The sequence below is a fragment of the Planococcus salinus genome, from assembly GCF_003719725.1.
GTDB lineage: Bacteria > Bacillota > Bacilli > Bacillales_A > Planococcaceae > Planococcus > Planococcus salinus.
In genome coordinates, this window is record NZ_RIAX01000013.1 from 1 (window position 1) to 20,342 (window position 20,342).

20 protein-coding genes and 1 other annotated feature are annotated in these 20,342 nt (G+C 44.9%); of the genes, 15 read left to right on the forward strand and 5 right to left on the reverse strand.

The genetic code is table 11. The features are described 5' to 3' along the window. Nucleotides 1-70 precede the first annotated feature (70 nt). Nucleotides 71-256 carry a YjzD family protein gene (locus EEX84_RS14105; RefSeq protein ID WP_123166288.1) on the reverse strand — a complete coding sequence of 62 codons (186 nt, stop codon included), beginning with the start codon at nt 254-256 and terminating at the stop codon, nt 71-73. 186 nt (nt 257-442) lie between these two features. On the opposite strand from EEX84_RS14105, the gene EEX84_RS14110 reads away from it, so the two are divergent. The 7 genes from EEX84_RS14110 to opp4C all read left to right on the forward strand — a co-directional run bounded on the left by EEX84_RS14110 (nt 443) and on the right by opp4C (nt 8,762). Further along, complete coding sequence (locus EEX84_RS14110; protein WP_123166289.1) at nt 443-1,375, forward strand: beta-ketoacyl-ACP synthase III; 933 nt, start codon at nt 443-445, stop codon at nt 1,373-1,375. Between the two features lie 27 nt (nt 1,376-1,402). Next, on the forward strand, nt 1,403-2,638 hold the full coding sequence (fabF, locus tag EEX84_RS14115) for a beta-ketoacyl-ACP synthase II (protein WP_123166290.1): 1,236 nt from the start codon (nt 1,403-1,405) through the stop codon (nt 2,636-2,638). A 257-nt stretch (nt 2,639-2,895) separates the two neighbouring features. Beyond that, nucleotides 2,896-3,942, forward strand: a complete 1,047-nt coding sequence (locus EEX84_RS14120; RefSeq protein ID WP_123166291.1) for an ABC transporter ATP-binding protein — start codon at nt 2,896-2,898, stop codon at nt 3,940-3,942. Then, the gene (locus EEX84_RS14125) at nt 3,939-4,949 is read left to right on the forward strand and encodes an ABC transporter ATP-binding protein (protein WP_123166292.1); all 1,011 of its coding nucleotides are present in this window, start codon (nt 3,939-3,941) and stop codon (nt 4,947-4,949) included. Before EEX84_RS14120 ends, EEX84_RS14125 begins: the two co-directional genes overlap by 4 nt. A 30-nt stretch (nt 4,950-4,979) precedes the next feature. Then, a complete protein-coding gene (gene opp4A / locus EEX84_RS14130; RefSeq protein WP_123166293.1) occupies nt 4,980-6,713 on the forward strand; it encodes an oligopeptide ABC transporter substrate-binding protein in 1,734 nt (577 codons plus the stop codon). A gap of 152 nt (nt 6,714-6,865) precedes the next feature. Further along, complete coding sequence (opp4B, locus tag EEX84_RS14135) at nt 6,866-7,831, forward strand: oligopeptide ABC transporter permease (RefSeq protein WP_123166294.1); 966 nt, start codon at nt 6,866-6,868, stop codon at nt 7,829-7,831. Nucleotides 7,832-7,844: 13 nt separating this feature from the next. Then, a complete protein-coding gene (opp4C, locus tag EEX84_RS14140; protein WP_240034001.1) occupies nt 7,845-8,762 on the forward strand; it encodes an oligopeptide ABC transporter permease in 918 nt (305 codons plus the stop codon). Between the two features lie 43 nt (nt 8,763-8,805). On the opposite strand, the gene trpS is transcribed toward opp4C, so the two are convergent. Continuing rightward, nucleotides 8,806-9,795, reverse strand: coding sequence for a tryptophan--tRNA ligase (trpS, locus tag EEX84_RS14145; RefSeq protein ID WP_123166295.1), 990 nt, complete (start codon nt 9,793-9,795; stop codon nt 8,806-8,808). A 46-nt stretch (nt 9,796-9,841) separates the two neighbouring features. After that, nucleotides 9,842-10,053: a binding site (T-box leader), on the reverse strand. Nucleotides 10,054-10,210: 157 nt separating this feature from the next. On the opposite strand from trpS, the gene EEX84_RS14150 reads away from it, so the two are divergent. The 5 genes from EEX84_RS14150 to pepF all read left to right on the forward strand — a co-directional run bounded on the left by EEX84_RS14150 (nt 10,211) and on the right by pepF (nt 16,151). Beyond that, on the forward strand, nt 10,211-11,419 hold the full coding sequence (locus EEX84_RS14150; RefSeq protein ID WP_123166296.1) for a putative glycoside hydrolase: 1,209 nt from the start codon (nt 10,211-10,213) through the stop codon (nt 11,417-11,419). A gap of 355 nt (nt 11,420-11,774) precedes the next feature. Next, a complete protein-coding gene (spxA, locus tag EEX84_RS14155; RefSeq protein ID WP_192892977.1) occupies nt 11,775-12,170 on the forward strand; it encodes a transcriptional regulator SpxA in 396 nt (131 codons plus the stop codon). 237 nt (nt 12,171-12,407) lie between these two features. Further along, nucleotides 12,408-13,064, forward strand: coding sequence for an adaptor protein MecA (mecA, locus tag EEX84_RS14160; protein ID WP_123166298.1), 657 nt, complete (start codon nt 12,408-12,410; stop codon nt 13,062-13,064). 126 nt (nt 13,065-13,190) lie between these two features. Next, nucleotides 13,191-14,273 (forward strand): competence protein CoiA, encoded by a 1,083-nt coding sequence (locus tag EEX84_RS14165; RefSeq protein ID WP_123166299.1) that lies wholly within the window; start codon nt 13,191-13,193, stop codon nt 14,271-14,273. A gap of 69 nt (nt 14,274-14,342) precedes the next feature. Further along, nucleotides 14,343-16,151, forward strand: a complete 1,809-nt coding sequence (pepF, locus tag EEX84_RS14170) for an oligoendopeptidase F (RefSeq protein ID WP_123166300.1) — start codon at nt 14,343-14,345, stop codon at nt 16,149-16,151. A gap of 299 nt (nt 16,152-16,450) precedes the next feature. On the opposite strand, the gene EEX84_RS14175 is transcribed toward pepF, so the two are convergent. The 3 genes from EEX84_RS14175 to EEX84_RS14185 form a co-directional block, all read right to left on the reverse strand. Then, nucleotides 16,451-17,248 (reverse strand): ClpXP adapter SpxH family protein, encoded by a 798-nt coding sequence (locus EEX84_RS14175; RefSeq protein WP_123166301.1) that lies wholly within the window; start codon nt 17,246-17,248, stop codon nt 16,451-16,453. After that, a complete protein-coding gene (locus EEX84_RS14180; protein ID WP_123166302.1) occupies nt 17,245-17,643 on the reverse strand; it encodes a globin domain-containing protein in 399 nt (132 codons plus the stop codon). Before EEX84_RS14180 ends, EEX84_RS14175 begins: the two co-directional genes overlap by 4 nt. Before the next feature lie 115 nt (nt 17,644-17,758). After that, nucleotides 17,759-18,340 carry a CYTH domain-containing protein gene (locus tag EEX84_RS14185; protein WP_123166303.1) on the reverse strand — a complete coding sequence of 194 codons (582 nt, stop codon included), beginning with the start codon at nt 18,338-18,340 and terminating at the stop codon, nt 17,759-17,761. A 113-nt stretch (nt 18,341-18,453) separates the two neighbouring features. On the opposite strand from EEX84_RS14185, the gene EEX84_RS14190 reads away from it, so the two are divergent. Genes EEX84_RS14190 through EEX84_RS14200 form a run of 3 tightly spaced genes read left to right on the forward strand, consistent with a single transcriptional unit; the run spans nt 18,454 to nt 20,337 of the window. Beyond that, nucleotides 18,454-18,843 carry a UPF0738 family protein gene (locus EEX84_RS14190; protein WP_123166304.1) on the forward strand — a complete coding sequence of 130 codons (390 nt, stop codon included), beginning with the start codon at nt 18,454-18,456 and terminating at the stop codon, nt 18,841-18,843. Between the two features lie 19 nt (nt 18,844-18,862). Then, entirely contained in the window at nt 18,863-19,540 is a 678-nt protein-coding gene (yjbM, locus tag EEX84_RS14195) for a GTP diphosphokinase (RefSeq protein ID WP_123166305.1), read from the forward strand. Further along, a complete protein-coding gene (locus tag EEX84_RS14200; protein WP_123166306.1) occupies nt 19,537-20,337 on the forward strand; it encodes an NAD kinase in 801 nt (266 codons plus the stop codon). Before yjbM ends, EEX84_RS14200 begins: the two co-directional genes overlap by 4 nt. The last annotated feature ends 5 nt before the right edge of the window (nt 20,338-20,342 follow it).

Genomic DNA, 20,342 nt, shown 5'->3' on the forward strand with positions numbered 1-20,342 from the left:
AAAGTTAGTTTTGAACTCTAACTTTTGGGGTGCACCACCGAGCCTTATCGGCTCATGCTTCTTTTTGGTTTCAATGCTTATCGGGAACGGTTTCATTTGGGATGAGGCTGGCCAACACAAAGACCAGGACGGAAACCGCCAAGGAAATATATACACCCATCATGAAATCGAAAGGCACGCCTTGAACTGCGCTTACTACGTAGTTTAACAATGAAATCAATAAAACCGACCAGAAAAAAGTTGCAATAAACTGCATGTCATTTCACCTCTACATAAAATATCTTCCATTATCATATCACATGCCCATCAAGACAGAAAGAAAGTTTCACGTATTTCGGGAGTTTTTGTCCGAAGTATGTCGGACAGTTGAAAAAAATGACGCAATCACGTATGATTGACACCAGGTACTAACAATTGATGACAATCGAAAAGAGGGACCATTATGAATGCTGGGATAATCGGTATCGGCAGATGTTTGCCTGATGATAAACTAACAAATTTCGATTTGGAAAAACGCATGGATACTTCCGATGAATGGATCCGCACGATGACAGGCATACAAGAGCGCCGCATAGCCAAAGATGAGCAGGATACGTCTGATATGGCGTTCAATGCGGCACAGAAAGCGATTGAAGATGCGGGCATTGACCCTTCAGAAATAGGTATGATCCTTGTGGCGACAGTGACACCGGATCAGCCGTTTCCTTCAATGGCTTGTATGCTGCAGGAAAAATTGGGTGCTCGTAACGCCGCGTCCATGGACGTTTCTGCGGCATGCGCAGGCTTTATGTATGGTGTCGTGACGGGAAAACAATTTATCGACTCGGACGTATACAAATATGTCCTGGTAGTGGGCGTTGAAAAACTTTCAAAGATCACTAATTGGGAAGACCGCAATACAGCTGTTTTGTTTGGCGACGGAGCTGGAGCGGCAGTGCTCGGAAAAGTCTCTGAAGGACGAGGCATTTTGTCGTTTGAACTGGGCTCTGATGGCAGTGGCGGAAAACATCTGTACCAGGACGAACATCTGGTCATGAACGGACGGGAAGTTTTTAAATTCGCCGTGCGTCAAATGGGAGAAACGGCAATAAACGTTCTTGAAAAAGCGGGACTGACAAAGGAAGATGTGGATTTTCTGATTCCACACCAAGCAAATATCCGCATCATGGAAGCATCTCGCATGCGGCTTGAGTTGCCGGTGGAGAAGATGTCAAAAACCATCCATAAATACGGCAATACTTCTGCAGCTTCCATTCCGATTTCTCTTGTGGAAGACGTGGAAGAAGGCCGGATCAAAGATGATGACCTTATCGTAATGGTCGGATTTGGCGGCGGATTGACTTGGGGCGGAATTGCCATGAGATGGGGAAAATAACAGTTAATGCGAAAAGGAGATACAAAAATGTCAAATCGTCGAGTAGTAATTACTGGAATTGGGGCAGTTACGCCGTTGGGCAATGATATTGAAACCACTTGGAATGCAGTAAAAGAAGGCAAATCCGGCATCGGTCCACTAACGCGAATCGATGCAGATCAGTACCCAGCGAAAGTAGCTGCGGAAGTAAAGGATTTCTCAATTGAAGATTATATAGAACGCAAAGAAGCGCGTAAGATGGACCGTTTTACGCATTATGCCCTGGCAGCGTCCATTATGGCGATGAAAGATGCCAAACTGGAATTGGATGATAAGACGGCTTTGCGGACAGGTGTCTGGATTGGTTCAGGCATCGGCGGAATGGAAACAATCGAAAATCAGATGGACGTCTTGAATAACCGGGGAGTCAGAAGAATCAGCCCGTTTTTCGTTCCGATGATTATTCCGGATATGGCTTCCGGCCAAGTTTCCATTCATTTCGGGGCCAAAGCGATCAACTCCTGCTCGGTCACTGCGTGTGCTTCCGGTACAAACTCCATTGGGGATGCTTTCAAAGTGATCCAGCGCGGGGATGCGGACGTTATGATTTCCGGGGGAGCAGAAGCACCCATTACAAGGCTTTCGGTTGCCGGCTTTACCGCCAACACAGCTTTGACGACAAATGCAGATCCAGCAACAGCTTCACGTCCGTTCGATAAAAATCGTGACGGATTCGTCATTGGCGAAGGCGCCGGAATTGTGATTCTGGAAGAATATGAACATGCCAAAGCACGTGGAGCAGAAATTTATGCAGAAGTGATCGGTTATGGCTCGACCGGAGATGCCCATCACATTACGGCTCCCGCTCCAGAAGGAGAAGGTGCGGCAAGAGCGATGAAACAGGCAATCGAAGATGGAGATGTAAAAGCAGAGTCGATCGGCTATATCAATGCCCATGGCACGAGTACTCCTTATAATGACCAATTTGAGACAACTGCTGTGAAAACGGTATTTGGAGAGCATGCCTATAAATTGGGCATGAGTTCCACCAAATCCATGACCGGCCACTTATTGGGAGCTGCAGGCGGAATCGAAGCCATTTTTACAGCACTGGCTTTGAAAGAAGGAATTATGCCTCCGACCATGAACTTGGAGACTCCTGATGAAGAATGTGATTTGGATTACGTTCCCAATAAAGCAAGACAGGCAGAATTTGAATATGCCATGAGCAATTCACTTGGATTCGGCGGTCACAATGCTTCACTGATTTTCAAAAAAGCGTAAATTTCCAATAGCGTCTTGCCACTTCCGGCAAGGCGTTTTTTATTACTCTAAAGTAGTATTTTAAATTTTTTTAAAACTTTGTGAAGGTTTTTTCTTGTGTAATTCCCTGAGAAACCGCCAATTATGTGAAACCGGAATGTCAGAAAAGAAACAGGATTGTTAAAATTAAAAAATAATTATTGCGTAATAAGATATTTTGTAATAAACTTTACATTAGTTAAAAATTAACAGAAAAAAAAGAATTTAGAGGTGTTTATATGTCAGTCACTCAAGCATCCAAAAAGCAGACACCCCTCCTTCAAGTGAAAAATCTCCAGACAGGATTCAAAATTGACGGAGATTACTATAATGCAGTCGAAGGCGTTTCTTTTGACGTTGACCGCAAACAGATTGTCGGCGTAGTCGGTGAATCGGGTTGCGGGAAAAGCGTCATGTCCTTATCCATCATGCAGCTTCTTCCGCAAGGAATCGGAAAGATCCGGGGCGGAGAAATTGCTTTTGAAGGAGCAGATATCGCTGGCTTGTCAGATAAAAAAATGAATCAAATACGCGGGAAAGATATTTCCATGATATTTCAGGAACCGATGACTTCGTTGAATCCTGTTTTCACAATTGGTTATCAAATTGAAGAAGTGATTTTAAATCACGAGAAGCTTTCAAAAAAGGAAGCGAGGAAACGGTCTGTTTCACTTTTGGAAAGTGTGGGGATTCCGCGTGCCAAGCAGATTGCAGATGAATACCCACACCAATTGTCAGGCGGAATGCGGCAACGGGTGATGATTGCGATGGCCATCGCCTGTCAGCCCAAACTGTTGATTGCAGATGAGCCCACGACGGCATTGGATGTCACCGTCCAAGCACAAATCCTGGATTTATTAAAAGGAGTCCAGGAAGCCAACGATATGGCAATCATCATGATCACCCACGACTTGGGCGTTGTAGCTGAGATCTGTGATGAAGTGATTGTCATGTACGCAGGGAAGATTGTGGAGCGCAGCACAGTGGATGAATTATTCAATCATCCGAAGCACCCGTATACCAAATTATTAATGAAAGCGATTCCAAAGATGGATGAAGACGTGGAAAAGCTTGCGACCATCGAAGGCCTTGTTCCTTCTATCATCAATATGCCGGAAATCGGCTGCCGTTTTGCCAACCGCTGTCCCAAAGCCATGCCGGAATGCCTGTCTGTGACTCCGCAACTGGGGGAAACGGCTCCGGGTCATGAAGCGGCCTGCCTGTTATACGATGAGAGCTGGCCCGAAAACGAAAAACACCATAAAGAAGGGGTAGGGCTGGCATGACAACAAGAGATTTTATCCAAGATCGCATCGACAGTTTGGAAAACCGGGATGTACTGCTCGAAATACAAAATTTGAAAACTTATTACCCAGTCAAAGGCGGGTTTTTCAAACGGACAGTCGGAAATGTAAAAGCAGTCGATGACGTGTCGTTCACAATCCGCAAAGGCGAGACACTCGGGCTTGTCGGTGAATCGGGATGCGGCAAATCAACCACCGGACGAACCATCCTGAGGCTGTTGAAACCAACAGACGGAAAAATTCTTTTTGAAGGAAAAGACATCACAAAACTGTCTGGCTCAAAACTGCAAAGAGCACGCCGTGACTTTCAAATGGTTTTCCAGGATCCTTATGCTTCTTTGAATCCGACGCAAATGGTCGGCGATATCATTGCTGAGCCGATTCTCAATTATGAAAAGCGAAATAAAAAAGAGCTGGAAAAAGAAATAAAAGCTTTGCTGACACGTGTGGGACTTCCGGAATCAGCGTATTACAAATACGCTCATGAATTCTCAGGCGGTCAGCGTCAGCGTATAGGGATCGCTCGTGCCCTGGCGCTTCATCCCAAACTGATTGTGGCAGACGAGCCGGTATCGGCACTCGACGTTTCTGTTCAATCGCAAGTATTGAATCTGCTGAAAGAGTTGCAGATTGAATTCGATCTGACTTACTTGTTTATCGCACACGATTTAAGTGTCGTCAAACATATGAGTGATCGGATCGGTGTCATGTATTTGGGCAGCCTCGTTGAGGTCGCTTCAAATAAAGATTTATACAGAGAACCGCTTCACCCTTACACACAAGCTCTGATTTCTGCGATCCCCGAACCAAATACGGCGATCAGGAAAGAACGGATTGTGCTGCAGGGCGATGTGCCAAGTCCGCAAAATCCGCCCTCGGGCTGCCCGTTCCATACGCGCTGTCCGATGGCAATGGACGTCTGCTCAAAAGAGAAGCCGCCATTAAAAGAAGTGCGTCCCGGACATCACGTTGCGTGCGTCCTGTATTAAATCAAAAAATAATTTTTTGGGGGGAAAAACATGAAGAACAAATCGTTAATCTGGCTCTTCGCAATAATTCTTGTCCTGTCTGCGTTTTTGGCGGCATGCGGCGGCAATGACAGCGATACAGCAACAGAAGAAGCAGACACAGATGAAGGAACAGCAGACGAAAAAGCAACAGAAGGAGAAGCACAGCAAGGCGGTACTATGGTATATGGCATCGACGCTCCACCTGAAGGATTGTTCTCTTCCGCATTTTACGGTATTGCAACAGATGGTGAAGTGATTGACCTTTTTGACGAACCATTGATCGACTACAACGAAAACTTGGAACCACAGCCAAATGTCGCTTCATGGGAAACGGAAGACAATAAAGTCTTCAACTTCACATTCGAAGAAGGCGTAAAATGGCATAATGGTGAAGAACTGACAGTCAATGACTGGGTATTTGCTCTTGAAACGATTGCAAGCCCTGATTATGACGGACCTCGCTACACGAACGTCCAGACAATTGAAGGAGCAGAGGCGTTCCGTAAAGGGGAAGCTGACTCCATTTCCGGAATTGAAGTGGTAAGCGACTATGAAATTACCATCACTTTTGACCAAGCACGCGTCAACAACTTAACAAACCTGTGGGTATACCCACTTCCGGAATCGGTACTCGGAGATGTTCCAGTTGCTGAAATGTCAGCATCTGAATGGGTGCGTTCCACTCCAATTGGAATCGGACCTTTCAAAGTGGACAACATTGTTGCTGGTGAATCCTTAGAGTTATCGAAAAACGAAGATTATTGGAACGGTGACGTAAACCTTGACAAAATTATTGTCCGTGTTATCGACAACTCTTCAGTAGTAGGCGCTTTGCAAAATGGAGACGTTGACATGATTTCACTTCAACCAGTCACAGGGCCGGAAGTTGAGCCATTGGAAAATGTCGAAATCGTCACTTATCCTGGCCTTTCTTATTATTTTGTCGGGTTCAAGCTTGGCGTATTCGATAACGAAACACAGACAATTTCTGAAGAACTGCCAAAATACCAAAGCAAAGAACTGCGTCAGGCGATGATGTATGCCATCAACCGCCAGGAATGGGTGGATGCCTTCTTCTTCGGTTATGCGAATGTCATCAACAAACCGGTTCCGACTTCTCACTGGAACGCAGCGGATGACAGCGAATTGAACACCTACGAATACGATCCGGAAAAAGCGAAATCATTGCTTGATGAAGCCGGATACGTTGATACGAATGATGACGGTTTCCGTGAAGATCCAAATGGAGATGAGTTTGTCGTAAAATTCTCTCACTATGCAACAGGCAACCCGACATTTGAATCACGCGCACAAGCCATCACGCAATATTGGAATGAAGTAGGGATCCAAACAGAACTCGAAATGGTCGAAGTGAATCTGTATTATGACATGATTGAAAAAGATGACCCTTCAATCGAAACGTTCTTCGGTGGCTGGAGTACAGCTGCTGATCCGGATCCATCCGGTCTATGGAAAGCCGATCAATTATGGAACTACCCTCGTTACAACAATCCAGAAGCCGACCAGTTGCTTGACGATGCGTTGAATATCGATATCGTCGGTACAGACCAGCAGGCTCGCGCTGATCTTTATATCGAATGGCAGAAGATTGTCAACGAAGAAGTTCCAATGCTTTACATCGCTGAATTGGAAGAAATCAAAGCGTTGAATAAACGCGTCGGCGGCACTGAGTATGATGTGTCCGGCCAAAACAATCCAGCTGAATGGTTTGTAACAGAATAAGAACAGCACCAAACTTTCAACGATGGGCTAACTATAGCCCATCGTTGAAAAATTATAATTTGCTCTTATGCACGGTAAGGAATGTTTAATGGAAATAATTCTTACCGTGCCGAAGAGCTCAGCCGAGAATTTTACAGACAAGGAGAGTATATATGCTTAAGTATTCGATTAGAAGGTTGCTTGGAATGATTCCTATGCTCATTCTTGTTTCCATCGTGGTTTTTTCACTTGCCAAAATGATGCCGGGGGATTCGTTAAGCGGTGAAATCGATCCGCTCAATACCAACCCGGAATATATAGCAGAAATGAGAGAAAAATTGGGATACAACGACCCGATTCACATTCAATACTTCGATTGGATCACGGGGTTTGCCCAGGGCGATTTCGGAAAATCGACCCGTTTTAAAATTCCGGTAAAAGATGTCATTTTGGAGAAATTGCCGAATACGCTTTTCCTTGGCTTAACGGCTTTGTTTATCACCTATGTACTTGCCTTTATGATGGGCATGTATTCGGGGAGAAAGCCTTATACGATCGGCGATAATGCAATAGCCGGCATCAATTACATCATGCTGGCGATTCCATCTTTCGTTGCTGCAGTGTTCGCGATTTATCTTTTTTCTTTTAAGCTTGATTGGTTTCCGTTTGGAGGGTCGGTCGATATTTTAGTGGAAAAAGGTACTATGGAATACTGGTTCAGCCGGCTGCATCATGTTTTGCTTCCCGCGCTTGTCCTGGGAGCGATGAGCACGGCTTCTTACACGCAATTTTTACGCAATGACATCATCGAAAATTCACGGAAAGATTTTGTGCGCACCGCGCGTGCCAAAGGAACACCGATGAAGAAGATCTACAACGTTCATATTCTGCGCAATTCGATTATCCCATTAGTCACTTTTTTAGGATTTGACTTTGCAGCGTTGATTGGCGGAGCGATTATCACGGAATCCATTTTCACGTACCCGGGAATCGGCCAATTGTTTCTTGAATCCATTTTAAGTCGGGACTATCCGACATTGATGGCTTTGACGATGTTATTGTCGGTTCTGACCCTGGTAGGCAATTTGATTGCAGATATATTATACGGCGTCGTGGACCCACGAATCCGTTTGGATTAAGGAGGAAGCAAAATTGGCATCATCAACAACTTTAACGCAGCAGAAGAAGCCGGAAAGAAGCTTGTCTCCCTGGCAGATAGCACGGAAGAAATTCTTTAAGAACAAACTGGCAATGGTCAGCTCGGTATATATTCTGGTAGTGACGATTTTGGCGCTGCTGGCACCATTTCTTGCACCTTATTTATCCCCTTCACCGGATATTGTGAAAGTAAATATCGGCTCGATGAATATTCCGCCGAACAGTGAGCATATCCTGGGAACCGATAAAAGCGGCAGGGATGTGTTGACACGGTTGTTTTACGGAGGCCGGATTTCCTTGCTGGTCGGTTTCAGTGCCACCTTGATGGTTATTACATTAGGTACACTGGTCGGCTCGATTGCGGGCTTCTTTGGTGGAATTGTTGACAATATCCTGATGAGATTCACTGACCTGGTATTGAATTTCCCGTTTCTTGTGTTTGTTATGGTCCTGAACACCATTCTTTACGGCATTGTAGACGGCTTATGGGTGCTGATTATCGTGATCGGGGTATTGAGCTGGGGAGGTGTCGCGCGTCTCGTGCGGAGCAAGATTCTGGCTGAAAAAGAGAATGAATACATTCTGGCGGCCCTGTCAATCGGCTGTTCGCCTGTCAAAGTCATATGGAAGCATCTGCTGCCGAACGTCATGTCGACCATTATTGTACAGGCTACACTGATTTTTGCCAGCATGATCGTCGCTGAATCAGCATTGAGCTATCTTGGATTCGGCGTACCGCAGTCCACACCGAGCTGGGGAATCATGCTGGCGTCCGCCAACGAGCCGGATGTCCTGCAGGGCAAACCATGGATTTGGATGCCTCCAGCGATTGCGCTGACACTGACAATTTTATCAATTAACTTTATTGGAGAAGGGTTGAAAGATGCTTTGAATCCTAAATCATTGCGGTAAATACAGAAAAGAGGCTGCGGATTCCGCAGCCTCTTTCTTATGCTTATTTTCTTTTGCGTCCCAGTCCCATGGCATTTTCCATTTTCTTTAAGGTTTTATTCGCCAGGAGATTGGCTTTCTCGGCGCCTTCGTCCAAAATTTTGTCCAGTTCGTCTGAGTTTAAAAGCTCAGCATAGCGTTCCTGAATCGGTGCAAGGTGTTCCGTTACAGCTTTGGCAACGGAAGCTTTAAAGTCGCCGTAGCCCGAGCCGTCGTATTTGGCAACCAAGTCTTCAATCGTTTGGCCGGTCAGGGCCGCTTCGATCGTCAGAAGGTTGGAAACGCCAGGCTTGTTTTCGCGGTCGAAGGTGACGACGCCTTCTGAATCGGTCACGGCGCTTTTGATTTTTTTCTCGATGGTTTTCAAATCGTCCAACAGCGTGATGACCGCTTTTTTGTTGCTGTCCGATTTGCTCATCTTCTTGGACGGGTCCTGGAGAGACATGATGCGTGCCCCGTTTTTGGGAATCCGGATTTCCGGGATCGTCAGCACATCATTGTATTTGCGGTTAAACCGTTCTGCCAGATCCCGTGTCAATTCGATGTGCTGTTTCTGATCATCGCCCACCGGAACAATATGTGTCTGGTACAACAGGATGTCAGCCGCCATCAGCGGTGGATAGGTCAATAGCCCAGCAGACACAGAGGTCGTTCTGGCGGACTTATCTTTGTACTGCGTCATCCGTTCGAGTTCGCCGATCGTTGCGACGCACTGCAGCATCCAGCCGGCCTGCGCGTGAGCAGGGACTTCTGACTGGATGAACAGCGTCACTTTCTCGGGGTCGATGCCGACCGCCAAATAAAGGGCAGCCAGGGCTTTGATGTTTTTTCTCAATTCCAGCCGGTCCTGCGGCATAGTGATGGCATGCTGGTCGACAATGCAAAAAATGCAGTCGTATTCATCCTGCAGTTCAGTAAATTGTTTAAATGCGCCGATATAGTTACCAAGTGTAACCGTACCGGTTGGTTGAACGCCTGAAAAAATCTTCTTCATCCAAATTCCTCCTTAATAATAAAAAAACACAGCACACATCCCTGGATAAAGGGACGAATGATGTGTTTTTCCGCGGTACCACCCTAGTTGCCGTCGCCGGCCACTCTTCTTCGTAACGTGAAGATCACGGGCTGGGCTACTGTCAGTTCACCCATCCAGCTCAAAAGTCCATTCACTGCAGGCCTCCGTCTGTTTTCACCATCCACAGACTCTCTGGAAGAAGGCACTGCACCTACTTATCTTTTTCAACGCTTACTATTCATCTACTAAGTATAATACAAAGAACGAAATTAGAGCAATATGGAAATCCGAATAGGAATGTTAAATGAATCGGTTTCACTTGCGGGTATTCCCTTTCCTTTCCATAAGAAAATGTTAGAATAAAGAAAAAGCAACAGAAAGGACGATTCGCGGCATGAAACTTCTTAAATGGTCAGCGGCAAGTATTTTGCTAGCAACAGCAATGGCGGCGGCATCACCGGTTGAAGCAGCAACAGAAGAGGCAGCGGAAGACTTTACCACTCGTACATACAAAGCTGTGGAACTTGATTCTCAATTGCTGTCGGCATCTCAATTGTATAAGTATGATTCAGGCCTTACTTTTGAATATCCGGATGCCGTCCGCGGGATTTTTGTCACGGCACATTCTGCCGGGGGCTCACGCTTTGACTCGTTGGTCAACCTGGTGGATACGACAGATTTGAATGCGATGGTTATAGATGTCAAAGAAGACTACGGCTATTTGACTTTTGAGCCGGAAGAAGGAAGTGAATTGGCATCGCTTGACATTGGCCAACCTTATATAAACGATCCACGCGCTATGCTTGAACATATGGAAGAAAAGCAGATTTATCCGATTGCACGGGTAGTCGTCTTCAAAGATACAGTGCTGGCGGAGAAAAAGCCGGAATGGTCGTTTACGAATGGCAGCACAGTATGGAAGAATAACCGCGGCGAAGCTTTCGTCAACCCGTTCATGAAGGAAGTATGGGATTATAACGTACAAATTGCCATTGAAGCAGCCAAGCTTGGCTTTAAAGAAGTGCAATTCGATTATGTCCGCTTCCCTGAAGGCTTTGAACACCGTGCCGATACATTGAATTATTCCAAAGGGGAATATGAAGGAAATGGACAGGATGATACGCAAAGCCGCGTATCAGCAGTTACCGATTTTGTCGCTTATGCAAAAGAACAGCTGGAACCTTATGACGTGGAAGTTTCGGTGGATATTTTTGGCTATTCCGCTACATTGCCGGAAGCTCCAGGCATTGGACAGAACTTCTCGAAAATCTCTGAGAATGTGGATGTCATTTCTTCCATGATTTACCCGAGTCACTGGACATCCTATTTCGGTATTGCGAAACCGGATTTGGAACCTTATAACCTGGTTGCAGAGTATTCGAAAGTGGAAAACGCAAAACTGGCAGAGCTTGAAAATCCACCAGTTTCCAGACCCTGGCTGCAGGATTTCACGGCTTCTTATTTAGGTGCCGGGAATTACAAAGTATATGGAAAAGCTGAAGTGGAAGCACAAATCAAAGCACTGAATGATCATGGCATCGAAGAATTCCTGTTATGGAACGCGGGAAACAGCTATTCGAAAGGCGTGGATTATACACCTTAATACGTTTTTTAAAAAGCCCTGTCTTTTGATAGGGCTTTTTGAAACTTTTTAAGCCGTCAAACGTATTATCTGTATAGCCCCGCAATTTTCAAACAGGAACCGTAATTGAGAATAAATAATTTTTAGAAAACACGTTTAAGCTTTTTTGAAAAAGGGTAAAATGAACAATAAGACACGACACACATGTCTCGATATTGTGAAAAATACGTGGATTTCTTATATTTTTTCTGTATCGATGTATGAAATGTAAGCTAAGTATTGTATAATCAATATAAAGCTTCTAAATTAGATTGATTCTAATGTAAGAATAACTGAACTGAATTTCCCCGAATCCGAAAGGAAGTGCTTGAATATGATGGTAACTTTATTTACATCCCCTAGCTGTACATCATGCCGGAAAGCAAAGGCTTGGCTGGAGGAACACGATATTCCATATACAGAACGCAACATATTTTCCGAACCGCTGACAATCAGCGAGATCAAAGAAATATTGCGTATGACTGAAGACGGTACTGACGAAATCATTTCAACGCGTTCGAAGATTTTCCAAAAATTGAATGTCAATGTTGAAAGTTTGCCACTTCAGCGTCTGTATGAATTGATACAAGAACATCCCGGATTGCTTCGTCGTCCAATCATCATGGATGAGAAACGACTGCAAGTCGGATATAACGAAGATGAAATCCGCCGGTTCCTTCCTCGTAAAGTGAGAGCATATCAACTGCTTGAAGCGCAACGAATGGTAAACTGATCAATAAGTAAAAGCTGTCCGGCCTTTATGATATTTCATAATGGAAGTGGGACAGCTTTTCTGATTTTAATGTGTTGCATTCCATCGATAACTGCATTAAACTACAAGGTAACTTGCTGCCGCTAACGGCAACAGGCAGAATTTTTCTCTTATTGCCCCAGGGAAGTTATAATGAATAGACACCCCACCATAGTAGGAGGAAATCCTCTTAGCCCATTTCGAAAGGAGAGGTGTAAAATGGAAATCGAACGCATTAATGACAATACAGTAAAATTTTATATTTCCTATCTCGATGTTGAAGAGCGCGGCTTCAGCCGTGATGAAATCTGGTTTAACCGGGATAAAAGCGAAGAGCTTTTTTGGGAAATGATGGACGAAGTAAACGAAGAAGCAGACTTTGCAATGGAAGGTCCGTTGTGGATCCAAGTGCAAGCTATGGATAAAGGCCTGGAAGTGACTGTGACAAGAGCGCAATTGACGAAAGACGGCCAAAAAATCGATATGCCGGACGACATTGAAGAGCGACGCAAAATGTTTTCAGGCGAAGACACAGGCGTCCATGAGTTCGATGAATTCGACCCCGTTTTCAATGATCCGGACCCGAAAACTTTCGAATACACTTTTATCCTCTCGGAAGTAGAGGAATTGTTGCCGATAGCGGAAAGACTTAAGTACGTACCGGTCGAGACGTCACTCCATCATTTTGAAGGCAAGTATTATTTATATGCCAAATTTGATGAAATACTGCATTCTGATGAAGACGTGAAGAATCACGTCAGCGTCATCAGTGAGTATCTGAAGACGTCACCACTTACCATTCACCGTCTGGAAGAATACGGTAAGGAAATCTTCAAACAAGACGCTTTGTCGAATATCCTCCATTACTTTGGATAAGGTCTCCTATGGGAGATCTTATTTTTTTTGCCCTGCTCACTTATTTAACACAGCTTTAAGGTTTAAGCACCGCTGCCTTCTCTATTGCTAAAAAGAAGGAATTTTCTTACAATATAGAAAAGGAGAGTGATTCACATATTAACTGCTTTCACTAAAGACCAGAAGCTTTTCTATTTGACAGATGCGTACGCGCGTGAAGAGCTTTTGACACTGCGAAACAAAGAACAATTTTTTTGCCCGATTTGTGGAGCTTCTGTCATATTAAAAATCGGTGACATTAAAATTCCCCACTTTTCTCACAGATCCCTCTCTGAATGTGATGCATTCAGTGAACCTGAATCCTCTCTTCATCTGCAGGGAAAGCGCCTGCTTCATCATTTTTTTCATCGCCACCAACTTCCCGTGGAAATCGAGAAATACCTGCCGGCCATCCGTCAACGAGCTGACTTGCTGGTGAACGGACAAACAGCGGTGGAATTCCAATGCAGCCCCATTTCTGTTTCCCATATCACCAAGCGTACAGAAGGGTATAAGAAACTGAATATCGGAACTTTATGGATCAAAGGAGTAAAAGAACAAACGGAGGATGGCATCCAGCTTATTCGATTAAAAGCGCATGAAAGAGCTTTTTTTCAAAAAAATAAAGGCAGCAGTTATCTCGTGCTATTTTTACCCGAAGCCAACCGCTTTTTTTACTATTCGAATTTGTTTTACATAAGCGGTAATCGCTGGGTGGGAAAAGGAAAACAGTTGACTGCGGAACAGCAATCGTTTCCGTTTGGCATACCCCGTCGTTTATCAAAGGAAGAGTTTCGGCAACTTTGGGTTCTTTATTCCCGTGCCCGCCGCCAGTTTATCGCCTCTCAAGCCTATTCCAAGAATCGTTACCAGAATGTTTTCTGGAGGTGCTGTTACGAATTACGGCTGGATATGAAAAATTTCCCCGACAGTATCGGTCTGCCGCTGGAAAAAGCGGAATGCATTGCAGAACATGCTGTGCTGTGGCAGCTGAAAGTTCTGACCGCTAAGCGAAAGGGTATTTCGATGTTTGCGTTGGCGAATTCCGGGAAGATACCAATAGCTGCTTTTGCTTCCATCGAAGAAGTGGTGAAGCTGTTGGAGACTTTTGTAAAGCTGCATCAGCTGATGGAGCAAAAAGAAGCGGGTCCTTTGGGAATTTTTGAGATAATGTATGAAAGCTATTGCTAAAGCTTGCGAAAATTGAGAAAATAAAAGATGGTTCGGCTCCCGAAAGAGAGCGCCAAAGGAGGAATTCGAATGGTTGAAAAAATTATTACAAGAGATCAAGTCCCTGAAGAATTGACGTGGAAACTTGAAGACATTTATGAAACAGATCAAGCCTGGGAACAGGAGTTTACAGCTGTAGCGGAACTTTCCGAGAAAGCTGCTTCGTATCAGGGAACACTTCAGAAGAACGCTGAAGCACTGTATGAAGTGCTTGTTTATAAAGACGAGTTATCACAGCGTCTGCGCAAATTGTATACGTACGCCCATATGCGCTACGATCAGGACACGACTAATTCTACGTACCAGGGGATGGACAGTCGCATCAAATCACTGGCTGCAAAAATTTCGGCCGGTTTATCTTTTCTGGTGCCGGAAATTTTGGAGCTGGACGAAGCGGTATTAAACAGCTACATCGAAGAGCACGAAGGGTTGCACTTATACAGACACGCCATGGAAGAATTGAATGCAATGCGCCCGCATGTACTGCCGGCGGAACAGGAAGCTTTGCTTGCACAGATGTCGGAAGTGGTGAGCTCGCCTTCTGAAACCTTCAGTATGCTCAATAATGCGGATTTGGAATTTCCGGAAATTGAAAATGAGGACGGAGAGCGGGTGCAGATTACGCACGGCAACTATATCCGCTTTTTGGAAAGCGATAATCGACGTGTGCGGGAAGATGCTTTCAAAGCAGTCTATGCAACTTATGGGAAGTTTCGCAACACCTTTTCATCCACTTTATCGGGCAACATCAAACGGGACAATGTCAATGCGCGGGTCCGCTATTATTCATCCGCCCGTGAAGCGGCTTTGTCGGATGATCATATCCCTGAAACGGTCTACGACAATTTAGTGGAAACGGTCAACAACAACCTGCATCTGCTGCACCGCTATGCAGCGCTTCGGAAAGAAGTGCTGGGGCTTGACCAAGTTCACATGTGGGACATGTATACGCCGCTGGTAAAAGAAGTGGAGATGGAAATTCCATACGAAAAAGCAAAAAGCACTATGCTCAAAGGGCTGGAAGCTCTGGGAGAAGAGTACGTAGGCATTGTAGAAAAGGGCCTTAATAACCGCTGGGTGGACGTATTAGAGAACAAAGGGAAACGCAGTGGTGCCTATTCATCCGGAAGCTATGGGACGAACCCGTACATTTTGATGAACTGGCAGGATAACGTCGATAACCTTTTCACATTGGCTCATGAATTCGGACACAGTGTCCACAGTTATTACACGCGTGCCAACCAGCCGTATGTCTATGGGGATTATTCCATTTTTGTGGCAGAAGTGGCTTCAACCACCAATGAGGCATTGCTCAATGAATATATGGTCAAAGCGACAGACAATGAGCAGGAGCGGATATACCTGCTGAATCATTGGCTGGATGGATTCAGAGGTACAGTATTCCGCCAAACAATGTTTGCTGAATTTGAACACCTGATCCATCAGATGGATCAAAACGGAGAAGCGTTGACAGCTGACCGGCTGACCGAAGTCTATTACGATCTGAATAAGAAGTATTTTGGAGAAGAAGTGGCGATAGACGAGGAAATCGGCCTGGAATGGGCCAGAATTCCTCATTTCTATTACAATTACTACGTTTTCCAATATGCCACAGGATTCAGTGCAGCAACAGCCTTGAGCAAAGCCATCCTGGAAGACGGACAACCGGCTGTCGATCGTTACATCAATGAATTCCTGAAAGCGGGAAGTTCTGATTATCCGATCGAAGTATTGAAAAAAGCTGGAGTTGATATGACGGAATCAGGGCCAGTGGAAGCAGCCTGTAAAGTATTCGAACAAAAGCTGGACGAATTGGAAAAGCTGTTGCTGAATAAATAACAGAAAAAGAGAGGGGGCGCCCCTCTCTTTTTGTTTTATTAACATAACGAATTTTAAAAAAGATATATTTGTATGCCTTTACATTATGGCATTTTTGTGAAATGAAGGAAGAAGTATTGATTTATAAATTATGCCGTGATAAAGTTATGTTGTGAAATAAATCACATACAAACATACACCCCTTTGTTTGAGCGTGAACATTTCTCCCATCCCCTTTGTGTAACATAGAAAGGCGCCTTCCGGTTTCGGAAGGCGCCTTTTCTTTTGGCCGGAAAAATAGGTCCGCCACAGTGGCGGACCTATTTGATCGTCCATAATGTTTCTTCAGGCAATTTAATGCGGTCCAGCTTTTGCTGGAGCATTTGTTTTTTTAACTCGAACTCAGCAGTTTGCTCGGATATATTGTAAATTGAAGCGATTTCCCTTGTAGCCATCGTAGAATACTTTAAAAATAATTCATCAAGCGATGGAGGGGATTGCCGGTTCAAGTCCCGTTCACCCAGCATCTCGGACAAAACAGTTTTATAAACGTCATAAGAATAAAGGCCTGATACTTTGACTCCTTCGTCTTCGATGCATTCGTTGAAAAAAACAATGCTGGGCACTTCATCAACTTCCATTTCCCGTGTAATGTGCAAATCGCATTGGAACGCTTTTGCCGTATGTACGGAATGGAAGTCCCGCTTAAATTCCCCCTGGTCCAGTTCTGCCTCTTCTGCAATTTCCAGTAGTATTGCATATGAACAGACATCTTTTTCCTTCAGCAATATATGTTGCTGGAGTTTATGCAAAAAGCGGCTTCCAGCCCTTTTTCCCTGCAATTCGGCAGCCTTGACGGCAACTGAAGCCAAAACAGGATGAGAGAGCTGATCCGGGTCGATATTCGCTTCTTTGCTGATGGTATTCAAATTTACCAGTTTGGTGGTCAGGACCGTCCTCAACGAGAAGTAATGCCCATATTCGATCTGCAACTTCCGAATAATGGTTTGAAGTTCCCAGCACTGAGGACTGAGAGGGTCAACGAAAACATAGAGCTCCATTGGTTTTGCGCAATTTGTGCCTTCGCATACCTCGTCTACCATGTCCAAATTGTTCACTCGAATTCCTCCTCGCTATCTTGCCGATTAACCATGTGATGCGCAGTAAGCACGAGTCGATTATAGTAGTTTTCACGTAACTTCCCGGAAAGTCCCACTTCATCCATTGCTTCGCTCATACATTCCAGCCAGGCCTGGGCTCTGGAAGGAGTAATTGGAAAAGGGAAATGCCGGGCTTTCAATCTCGGATGTCCATGTTCTTCTGAATATATATTCGGCCCGCCAAGGTATTGGGTCATAAATTGTTTTTGTTTTCTGGCGGTTTCTGTAAGATCGTCTGGGAAAATCGGCTTCAGCTTCGGATGCTGTCCCACGCGCTTATAAAATGCGTCGATTAGGCGTGACAGTCTTTCCGCACCGATTTCTTCGTACGGAATAATTGGTTTTCCAGTCATCATCGTAACCCCTTTGCTTTAGCTGTAAACTCATTCTAACAACGGATAAGAAATTTAACAAACAAATCGACTGCCGTAAGCTGACAGGGCGACTCAATATCCAGGCAATTCCCTGTTACTGCCCAGCTTCTGCCGCTTTCATAAAACGGGCAATTTTCTTGTCCGCCTGCCGTACCGGAATGTTGTGCTGCTGAAGAAATTCCAGGAACAGGCGCCTGCCGGCTGCTGCATCCGTAACTTCGTATTCAACCTCATAGTCTTCTTTGCCGAGGTATTCTGAATGGTCGAAAACGAGTAACCCTTGTTGGTATTCAAACTCAATCCGGTGAGTGGTCAACGTACCGATGTGACGCAAAGTCCGCCAGTTGACCCCTTTCTCTTCCAGGAACGCGTTTACTTCAGTGGCCGGAAATGAAATCCCTTCACTCATTTCTTTCGCTTGCAGGGCCGTCAAGGAATCGGTTATTTCCAATTTCCCTTCTGGAGCAGGAGTTTTTAAGGTGCATTCATAGTGGTTGTCTTTCTGCCGGATTCTGAGAGCGGATTCCATCTCCTTCAATTGGAATTCAGCAGTGTCAAAATAAAGGTTTTGTTGTGTAATTGCTTCTTCTCTTGTGAAATTGAAAAAAGAGAGAAGCTGCTCGTATTCCGATTTCGTCAACATATTCTTGAATTCGATTTCGATTTCTTTTGGCATTCTATCACCTCTCCATTACTTATATTATCAGATAGTCCAACCGAAACTGCAACGAATGGAAGAGCTGTGGTAAAATTACACTATTAAGAACAGATACAGAAAGGAAGTTTCAATTGCGTAAATTTGTCGAAGCTAAAAAAGAAAGTGTAACCGAAGAAAAAATACAGTTTGCAATCGAAGAACTTGAGCCGTTTGAATCGCTGGAAGCAGCTGGTCAAATGATTACCGATACAGATCATAATGCCTTCGTATATTTACTCGACACAGGAAACGAGTTTATCTATGTCCAATTTGCAGAAGAAACCTGGCCATTCCTGGCACAAGCCCTGGAGCGGGAAGATGTGCCGTTGCTCAGTTGGGGGCAACAGGTATTGCCGCTTGATTCGTTCCACGAAGAGATGTGGATGCTGATCGACAATATCGAAGGCAATGACAATTATGGCGAAGCTTTTCACTTGGCTGTTGAAAAGGCTTTTCATGAGGCACTTGCTTCAAGAGCGTGAGAAGTGAGGAGGAGTGGAAATGGGGCAATGGGATCGTTTTTTAGTACCTTATAAACAAGCGGTGGACGAGCTGAAAGTGAAATTCAAAGGAATGCGCGGGCAATACGAAACCGACAGTACAAATTCACCCATCGAATTTGTAACGGGACGCGTAAAACCTTTGGCGAGCATTTACGATAAATCTTTGGAAAAAGGGATCCCGTTTGAGCCTTCGGAAAAACTGGCCCGTCATATGCAGGATATTGCCGGTCTCCGGATGATGTGTCAATTCGTAGGGGACATCCAGACCGTTGTCGAGTTATTGCGTCAACGCAACGATTTGCGGATCATCGAAGAGAAGGATTATATTTCCCGTGAAAAAAAGAGCGGTTACCGTTCTTATCATGTCATCGTTGAATACCCCGTGCAGACGATCAGAGGAGAAAAAAAGATAGTCGTGGAAATCCAAATACGGACATTGGCCATGAATTTCTGGGCTTCCATCGAACATTCACTGAACTACAAATATAAAGGGGCTTTCCCGGAAGAAATCCAGCTTCGGCTTCAGCGGGCGGCAGAAGCTGCCTTTCAGCTTGATGAAGAGATGTCTCAAATACGGGATGAAATCCAGGAAGCTCAAGCTTATTTTAATGAATACAAAGAATCTCCAGGTTCGCGTTTTTCAGCTGACCGGGAAGGAGGAAGAGGCGAGCGATGAAATTTTTTATCATATCAAGAAGCGATGATTTATCCAATGACCTGATGGCAACTGCCAAAGCCTATTTAGAGGATTTCGGGATGACGTGGGAAGAGGACTCTCCGGACGTTGTACTGTCAATCGGCGGTGATGGCACCCTGTTGCATGCTTTTCATAAATACCGGGAACAATTATCCACTGTCGCGTTTGTCGGTGTACATACCGGACATCTCGGATTTTATGCGGACTGGAAGCCGATTGAACTTGAAAAACTTGTATTGTCCATCGCCAAAAAAGAATACCAGGTAATCGACTATCCTTTGCTGGAAGTCAGCATCAACTACCAGAATTCCAATGAGCCTTCTGTCTATCTGGCATTGAATGAATCGACAGTCAAATCGCCGGATGTCACGTTGGTCATGGATGTAATATTAAATGGAGACCATTTCGAGCGATTCCGGGGAGACGGTCTGTGCGTATCCACACCATCAGGCAGCACCGCCTATAACAAGGCCCTTGGAGGAGCCATCATTCATCCGTCATTGCAGGCGATTCAGCTGACGGAAATGGCGTCGATCAATAATCGGGTCTTCCGTACGGTCGGTTCACCTTTGGTGTTGCCGGGCCATCATCAATGTACATTGAAGCCGGTCAAAGCTCCGGACTTCATGGTGACGGTGGATCATTTGCAGCTGTTGCATAAAGACGTCAAATCAATCGAATACAAAGTGGCCAAAGAAAGAGTGCGTTTTGCGCGTTTCAGATCTTTTCCTTTCTGGAAACGGGTCCACGATTCGTTTATCGACAGTGAAAGGTAAAGTGA